The organism is Desulfovibrio litoralis DSM 11393, from assembly GCF_900143255.1.
Lineage (GTDB): Bacteria > Desulfobacterota > Desulfovibrionia > Desulfovibrionales > Desulfovibrionaceae > Frigididesulfovibrio_A > Frigididesulfovibrio_A litoralis.
In genome coordinates this window covers 117,981-125,503 of record NZ_FRDI01000007.1, presented here as the reverse complement: position 1 = coordinate 125,503, position 7,523 = coordinate 117,981, and the positions used below count along the sequence as shown (strand labels likewise).

5 protein-coding genes are annotated in these 7,523 nt (G+C 40.6%); 4 read left to right on the top strand and 1 reads right to left on the bottom strand.

What is annotated here, in order from left to right:
* Positions 1 to 2,699, top strand: a 2,699-nt coding sequence (locus BT999_RS08415; protein WP_178139338.1) for an inverse autotransporter beta domain-containing protein, incomplete at its 5' end; no start/stop codon positions are given.
* Positions 2,700 to 3,176: 477 nt separating this feature from the next.
* Here the strand turns inward: BT999_RS08415 and BT999_RS12535 are convergent.
* Entirely contained in the window at positions 3,177 to 3,335 is a 159-nt protein-coding gene (locus BT999_RS12535; RefSeq protein ID WP_178139337.1) for a hypothetical protein, read from the bottom strand.
* 203 nt (positions 3,336 to 3,538) lie between these two features.
* Here BT999_RS12535 and BT999_RS08410 point away from each other — a divergent pair, with 203 nt between their 5' ends.
* The 3 genes from BT999_RS08410 to BT999_RS12665 all read left to right on the top strand — a co-directional run bounded on the left by BT999_RS08410 (position 3,539) and on the right by BT999_RS12665 (position 7,460).
* Complete coding sequence (locus BT999_RS08410) at positions 3,539 to 4,654, top strand: hypothetical protein (RefSeq protein ID WP_072697338.1); 1,116 nt, start codon at positions 3,539 to 3,541, stop codon at positions 4,652 to 4,654.
* A gap of 236 nt (positions 4,655 to 4,890) precedes the next feature.
* Positions 4,891 to 5,115, top strand: coding sequence for a helix-turn-helix domain-containing protein (locus tag BT999_RS08405; protein WP_072697337.1), 225 nt, complete (start codon positions 4,891 to 4,893; stop codon positions 5,113 to 5,115).
* On the top strand, positions 5,112 to 7,460 hold the full coding sequence (locus tag BT999_RS12665; RefSeq protein ID WP_245790999.1) for a DUF6371 domain-containing protein: 2,349 nt from the start codon (positions 5,112 to 5,114) through the stop codon (positions 7,458 to 7,460). Before BT999_RS08405 ends, BT999_RS12665 begins: the two co-directional genes overlap by 4 nt.
* Positions 7,461 to 7,523 lie beyond the last annotated feature (63 nt).

The window sequence follows — 7,523 nt, the reverse complement described above, 5'->3', positions numbered from 1 at the left end:
ATAATGAAAAAGCTTCTGTCGCTTCAAAAGGCGAAAAAACCAAAACATTAGTAGCTTCTGATAACGCAGTAACGCCTTCTGATAGTCCTAAAAAAGTGAGTGCAGTGTTATTTAACGCCGCCACTAATGCTATGGGCTTGCCGGGTTTAGATGCGCGTAATGACGCTTATGACCCCAACGCCGATCAGGGTTTAGGTTTTCACGCCGACGGTACAGTTAGAAAGGCTGGCGGTGAAAACTCTTATGATTATAGCGGAAAACGTGCGGCGGCCTACATGAATAATGGTGTTAATACTGGTAGTTATAACGGAGTTGGCACAAACCTTGAGCTTGATCCAATCGCCAAATTTAACAATCATTATTTTAATTCCGCTAAAGGTGGACGCAGTCTAAACGCCCAAAATGGCGGGACAGCCAGAGAACTTGACCCCGCTCAAGTCATGATTGACCGTAGTTTAAATTATGGTGTCGGCATGGTCAATAGTGCGGCTGAGGGCGTATTTTTAGGGGTTATGGAAGGCCCTTATGGCGGAGCCAAGGCACGTTTTAATTTTATGGCAGATTGGGACGGTAAAATTAATGGCGAGGGCGATTTGTTGCTTCCTTGGTATGACAGCAAACATACCACGGTTTATAGCCAACTAGGCACTCGCAGTATGAACGCCGAAGACAGCAAAGACCGTTGGATAGGTAACTTTGGCGTAGGTCAGCGTTGGTATCCCTTGGCACAAAAAGAGGGTATTGGCGAAGATGCGGGCAATTTGATGTTAGGTTATAATACTTTTTATGACCATGATTTTACTCGTAGCCACCAACGTGGCGGTTTAGGTGTTGAAGCCCAATATGATTGGATTCATCTAGCTTCTAACTATTACGCTCCTCTTTCAAATTGGAAAGATTCTAAAGACTTTGACGGCGATTTTGTTCAAGAACGCCCCGCCGAAGGTTGGGACTTACGCACTAAAGGTTATGTGCCATTTTATAGAAATGTAGCTTTAACAGGTAGTTATACCCAGTGGAAGGGCGATAATGTTGGCATGTTTGGGGCTTCTAAACTTGAGAGCGACCCAAACGTCTGGAGTTATGGGGTAGAATATACGCCTGTTCCGTTGGTTTCTGGTTTTGTAAATCAGCGTAGTACAGAGCGTGGTAGCTCTGATACCGAAGTTGGTATGCGTTTTACTTATAATTTCAACATGCCTTGGGAAGATCAAATTAGCCACAACAAGGTGGCGGAGATGCGTACCGTTGGCGGTAGTCGCCACGAATTTGTGGATAGAGAAAATAAAATGGTCTTGGAATATAAGGCTAAAGACAATTATCAGATTGAATTTATGGGAGCAGACGGAACCAATGGCTTTCTGTTCCGTATTCGCAACGGTTTTGGCAAGTATGTTGCGGGGCAGACAGTGCGTGTAAACGCAAACGGCAACTACCTAGCCGAGGCTACTCCTATAGCTCCGCAGGGTTTCTTTGCCCAAACACTGGATTTTCTTGATGAGTTGATTTCCGTGAAAACAGCTTACGCCGCCTCACTGTCAAAAACTTATGTATCAGATAGTCAGGGGCGTTTTTGGGTAAAGCTTGAAGCCACTGCCCCGGCAAATACCACAGTAACGGTACAGGCTGGGGACAGTAGCTATACCTTTACCTTACAAGGTAGCGGAGGTAGTTCAGGCTTGAGTGCGGCATCTTCCACGTTGCTTAATAATGGTACAACTCAACTGACTCTGACTACTCCCGATGCCAATACTGCCATAAGCTGGAGCATTACCGGCTCTGGCACACTTTCAAGTCCGCCAGTCAACACCGATGGCACAGGCAAAGCCACGGCCACGCTGACGGCTAACGCCACAGGTAGTGGGCCTATCGCCGTCACTGCCACGGTAAACAGCCAGACATATTCCTGCACGGTGCTCATAGGAGCCAACTACACCCTAGTTTTTGGCACAATCAGTGGCAACACAGGTACCTTTACTGACAAGCAGACCGCAACTATTCCTGTAACCTTGATGCAAAACGGAGTGGCTTATACCACGATTACACCAGTTACATGGAGTATTGTTTCTGCTAATAACAGAGGCAACGAGGCTGTAACCACTGCTTATGCCGACAAAAAAACAGGTCTTGCTTGGGGTAGTTCCGCCACCACAACACCTAGTACGGAATTAACCGACACTGAAGACGTTGACACCGATTCTGATGGCAAGTCTACTGTTTCTCTGACCGACATTGTGGGTGAGCGTACTATCCGAGTCGAAGCAAAGATCACGGTAGGCGCTCAGACGGTGAGTAGGGAGCAGGATGTAACCTTTGGTGCTGGACCGTTGTCGAAGTTCAAGGCTCCTATCGGTTCCTACAAATGGGCTAATAACCAACCCATATCTAACGGTAGTAATGCTCACGCAAGTGATTTTCCCGCTGCCAATGCTTGTGGCACAACATTAACAGTGGATCAACTAAAAGGGCTTTCTGATAATATCTACTATAGAGAAACAAACCTACCTTCTCAAACTGATTTAAAGGCTGTCGCCCAGATTTCGGGCAATGGTGCATGGCAAGCTGCCGGTTGGCCAGGCGACGTCTACTGGACGGGCGAGGTCAGCGGCGGCACCACTGCGTTCATTGTGTTCGACCTCGGCGTCGTGTTTCCCCGCCCGGTGGACAACGTCAACCCGGTGGTTTGCCTCCGCGACTGAGGATGCCTTTTTGCCTTTGTTTAAAAGCCCCGTGCTTGATTTGTTTTAACAAAAACTTTAGTTTATAAATATACTTTAGTTAAAGAGCGTGCGGGGCGCTTTATGCCTTAATAGGGGAAGGCATTCGTAAGAATGTCCTTCCCCGCTTTAAACCTTGCCTTTTTGGTTCTAGCACTGGCCTCAGCCAGTGCTTATACGCCGCGCTAGCGGCTCGCTACAAAAATGTTTTTTGAATTTTAGTTTTGCATACAAATAATAGGTAAAGTTATGGATAGAGCCGAAAAACTCAGCCTAAGTGCAGATAAACAACACTGCTATTGCTTTAAACAAGGGATATTTGTACGACTGTATGAAGAAAGGTTGGGACACTCTGACTGACCGATATATGCAAGCACAAGATTGTACAGCTTCCAGAAGTTTATAAAACAAAAAAAGCAAAAAAGAACTTTGAAGATATTTACTATGGATAAGATAACTTTATCTCACTAACCCTTGTTTTTTCTCAATAATAACTGTTTGTACACGCTCTTTTGTCTGAAAATCAGCGATGATTTTATTGCCATCTAAGATAATGTTTTTGCCAAACTTAGCGGTTGCCAGGGCTTCCGCTACTTGTTTGGCTTTTTTATTATCCATGTTAAACAAAATTTTTTTGTCAATATTGCCTTTTTGTATAATTACTAATATTCATTAATTATTGCTAACGTGATAAGCAGTGAGATTAATATGAAAAATACAGTTATTTGTTTCACTTCGTGAGTATTTAGGTTTAAAGTTATACATGAAGCATCATAAGTGTTTTGGGTTGTGATTCTTAATGTTTTTATATGGAGAGTTTAATGTTTAATTTTTTAAATAAGTTCAGTTGGCTAAAGTTATATTGTTTAAATAAACTCAAGCTGTTACCGTTAAATTTTTTACACGGTGTATTCATAGTTGCATTGTTCATTACTAATATTCTTGCGTGTTTGTGGACTCTTAATTTATTTAATAAGGAAAAATTCATTGTTATATTAGAACAAGCTACACAACAAAAAGTAACAACTCCAGAGGCACTTCAAAGTATTAAACCTCTTATTGTTTCTCGAGATATATCATATGATTCATCAGCAATAGTCATTATGGTGCTATTTGGTTTGTTAGGCTTGTATTTTATGCGTTGGATAGCAGGGTATAACTGGTCATGGACTACTACTCTTGCTAAAGCTATTGAGTTTAGGGCGGGCATGGAGCAATTAGGTATTGTTGCACCTGAGGATCGAATAGATTTTATTCGTAAGAATAAGATTCCTGTGTTTATTGCATCATCTCCACTTATTGGAAGAGAGCAAATTAATGTAAAGGCTAAAAGTTACAATGCCAGAAGTTTTTACCCACTTCGCAATAAAAGTAATATTGACTTATATGTTGGGCAGCAAACCTTATGTTTTGATGCAGACAACTACGCATCTATATTGCAACAACATGGGCAAAAAACAGAATTAGCATATTCAGCTAGAGTTGTTACTCTGGAAGAGATGATAACTAACCTAAAAGGAGTTAATTCCATACAAGTGAATGAGATTGAGGAACTTAAAGTAGAAAATAAATTATTAAAGGATGGCAAGACGCAACTTAGTAATCAGTTAAAAACTCTTAAATCAAATGATGCCAATATAGAAACATCTAATCAACGTAGAATACCATTTTGGCGTGTTGCTGCTCCAATGATTAATAAGATGATTGAAGAAGCAACCTCTGAAGAGCAATATACAAGAGCCGATATACAACTGGCCTTTGTTGAAGAGTTGCAAAAATACCCTGATCTTCAGGATAAAATAAAAGCTGTATTAAATGAGAAAAAGCAAAACAAATTAGAAGATAGTTTTGAGTTGACAGGTTGGGCAATGGATTCCATTCGTTTCGCTTTGGGAAATTTTGTTAAAAAACAATCAGGAAGACCATCTAACAGCTAAAAATATCAGAGTTCTGTATAATTTATTTTGTATTTTGGACAGAAGTCTTATATTAATCAATGTGCTAAAATATATACATATTTATGAAAAATCTCTGAGTTTTGCAGAACTCGGAGATTTTTTTTTTATTTTTCTTCAGAGCAAGCAATTTTTATTTTTTTAAAACCAGATACATTTTTTTCAAAGTGCATGAGGGGACATTAACTCATGTAAAATTAGAAAAAGGAGTATCTAATATGTCTAAGAAAAAACTTAGTACGGATGAAGCCGCTGATTATCTTGGAGTAAGGCCAAACACTCTTGAGGTGTGGAGGTCGAAGAAGAAAGGGCCTAACTATTCTAAAATAGGTAGTCGGGTTTTGTATGATTTAGAAGATTTAGAAGCGTATTTTGTTTCTAAAAATGTTTATACAACCGATACCGCCCCACAACTGCGAATGCAGAATAGGGGTTCTAAATGAGCTTAGATATTTTTGAACAAGTAAAAGCTTGTTTACAGCCTAACGTATTGAATGTGTTACAAGATTTGTTACCAGGTGGAAAGGTTGTTGGCAGAGAATATCTTTGTGCTTCTTTACAAGGCGGTGTTGGTAAGTCTTGTGTAACCAACCTTGAAACAGGTATTGGCAGTGATTTTGCTACAGGTGATAGTTGGGGAGATGTTATTGCACTTGGGGCTAAAGTATGGGGCATTGGTCAATTTGAAGCGGTTCAAGCACTCTCAAAGCTGTATCATCTTGAGGCTGAGAATAAAACAGCTTCAAAATATCCACAAAAAACGCAAGAATTTACTTATCTTTTGCCTATACCGAGTAATGCACCAATTTTTCCAACTTTTCATGCAATACACGGAAAAGCATCAGCTTTTTGGGGTTATAAAGATGCACAAGGTAATGCTTTATTTTACACAGTACGCTTTGATAAACCAGATGGCAAAGTTGTTTTACCTTTATGTTTTGGAAAAAATGCTCAATCTTCGCCTCAATGGGTCTGGAAGGCTTTACCAGAAAACCGCCCTTTATATGGCTTAGAAAAATTTGCATATTTTACAGAAGATATAACTGTTTTAATAGTTGAAGGAGAAAAAACAGCGGATGCGGCTCAAGTTTTATTCCCTGATTATCTCGTAACTACTTGGAGTGGCGGGGGAAATGCTGTATCAAAAACAGATTTTACTCCGTTGAGAGATAAAAAAGTTATAATCTGGCCAGATAACGATGAAGCTGGTTTTAAAGCTGCTGTTGAGCTAGCTAAACTTTTAGAGGTTTTAGCCCAAGACATTAAAATCGTGTTACCTCCAATTAGTTTACCTGAAAAGTGGGATCTTGCAGATCAATTACCCACTGATTTTATTCCACAAACTTGTTTAGGCTCGGTTTTGAATGTGGTTGATTTTATACAAGAAATGAATAAACGCTTTGCGAGTCATATTTCTGTAACGAGTATAGAAGACTCTTTTTTGTCAGAGAGTGATGCTCTCACTTTAAAAGAGTGGCCTAAGTTTTCTTTGAAGGCTTACCCTGGTATTTTAGGCGATTTTGTAAACTTAACCATCAGCGATAGTGAGGCAGATCCCGCCGCTGTTTGTGTTACTACTTTGGTGCGTTTTGGTGCGGAGGTCTATGGATATGCACCAAACAAAGGCCCGTATATTTATGTTGGTGAAACTATTCACCCGCCAAGGCTTTTTGCGGTAATTTGTGGAAATTCAAGCAAGGCGAGAAAAGGCACTTCTAAGTATCCTGTAACAAAATTGTTTTCTCGTGATTACTGTCAAAGCTCTGATTTAATAAATTGGAAATTGCCTTTGTCGGCTAGGGAAAGCGGTGGCCCTTTGTCTACAGGTGAAGGGCTTGCCTTTCATGTGCGAGATGAAACCGATGAAGAACGTGAACGTTGGCAACGCCAGCACCCAAATGAACCTTTTCGAGAAAAAGGCGATAAACGCTTAATTATTCAAGATGAAGAATTTGCCAGTGGCCTTGCTTGTACAAAGCGAGAAGGCAACACGCTTTCAATGGGTATTCGCTGCTTTTGGGATTCTGGCGATTATGCCCCTCTGACTAAAAACAACCCCGTCTTGGTCAGAGGAGCACATATTAGCATTATCACCCACATAACGATGCAGGAACTTACTGTTGCTCTTGAGAATGTACAGGCTGTGAATGGCTTTGGCAATCGTTTTTTATGGATATGTGCTAGGCGTGCGAAGCTTGTGGCTTTGCCGTCAAGAATGCCAGAAGCGAAGCTTGCACCAATACAACGAGAGCTTTGGAAGCTGATAGCCACCGCTCAAAAACGTGGAGTTATGAGCATGACAAAAAAAGCTCGTGAACTTTGGGCTTGTATTTATCCTGAATTATCAAAAGAACACCCAGGCTTATCAGGTGGAATCATCAATAGAGCAGAGGCTCAAACCTTGCGTTTGTCTTTAATTTACGCTTTGCTTGATGGTCAGGAGTTTATTGATGAGACGCATTTACAGTCCGCTCTCGCCATGTGGCAGTATGCACAGGATTCAGCCTTATATATTTTTGGAGAGCGTGCCGCTGATCCGCTAGAAGAAAAAATATTAACAGCTTTAAAAGCAGGACCCTTAACAGCTACAGAATTGAGTGCGGTTTTTCAAAGAAACATACCCAGAGAAAAATTACAGCCTCTTTTACAGCAGTTAGAATCACAACAGCGAATCAGTATTACACGTCAAAAAGGACTAGGCAGACCAAAGGTGATTATTGCCTTGTACGAAATAACAACAGAAAACGAATTAAACGAAAATAACGAAATTAACGAAATAAGTTTGTAGTATATTAAAAAAAGCACTTTGGAAACGTGCAGTTATTTCGTTTGGCAAGGCACGAGTTTTTTT

What these genes read in the sequence shown, in the direction of transcription:
- BT999_RS08410 (WP_072697338.1), top strand. Translation starts at nt 3,539, where the DNA reads ATGTTTAATTTTTTAAATAAGTTCAGTTGGCTAAAGTTATATTGTTTA.
- BT999_RS12535 (WP_178139337.1), bottom strand. Translation starts at nt 3,335, where the DNA reads ATGGATAATAAAAAAGCCAAACAAGTAGCGGAAGCCCTGGCAACCGCT.
- BT999_RS08405 (WP_072697337.1), top strand. Translation starts at nt 4,891, where the DNA reads ATGTCTAAGAAAAAACTTAGTACGGATGAAGCCGCTGATTATCTTGGA.
- BT999_RS12665 (WP_245790999.1), top strand. Translation starts at nt 5,112, where the DNA reads ATGAGCTTAGATATTTTTGAACAAGTAAAAGCTTGTTTACAGCCTAAC.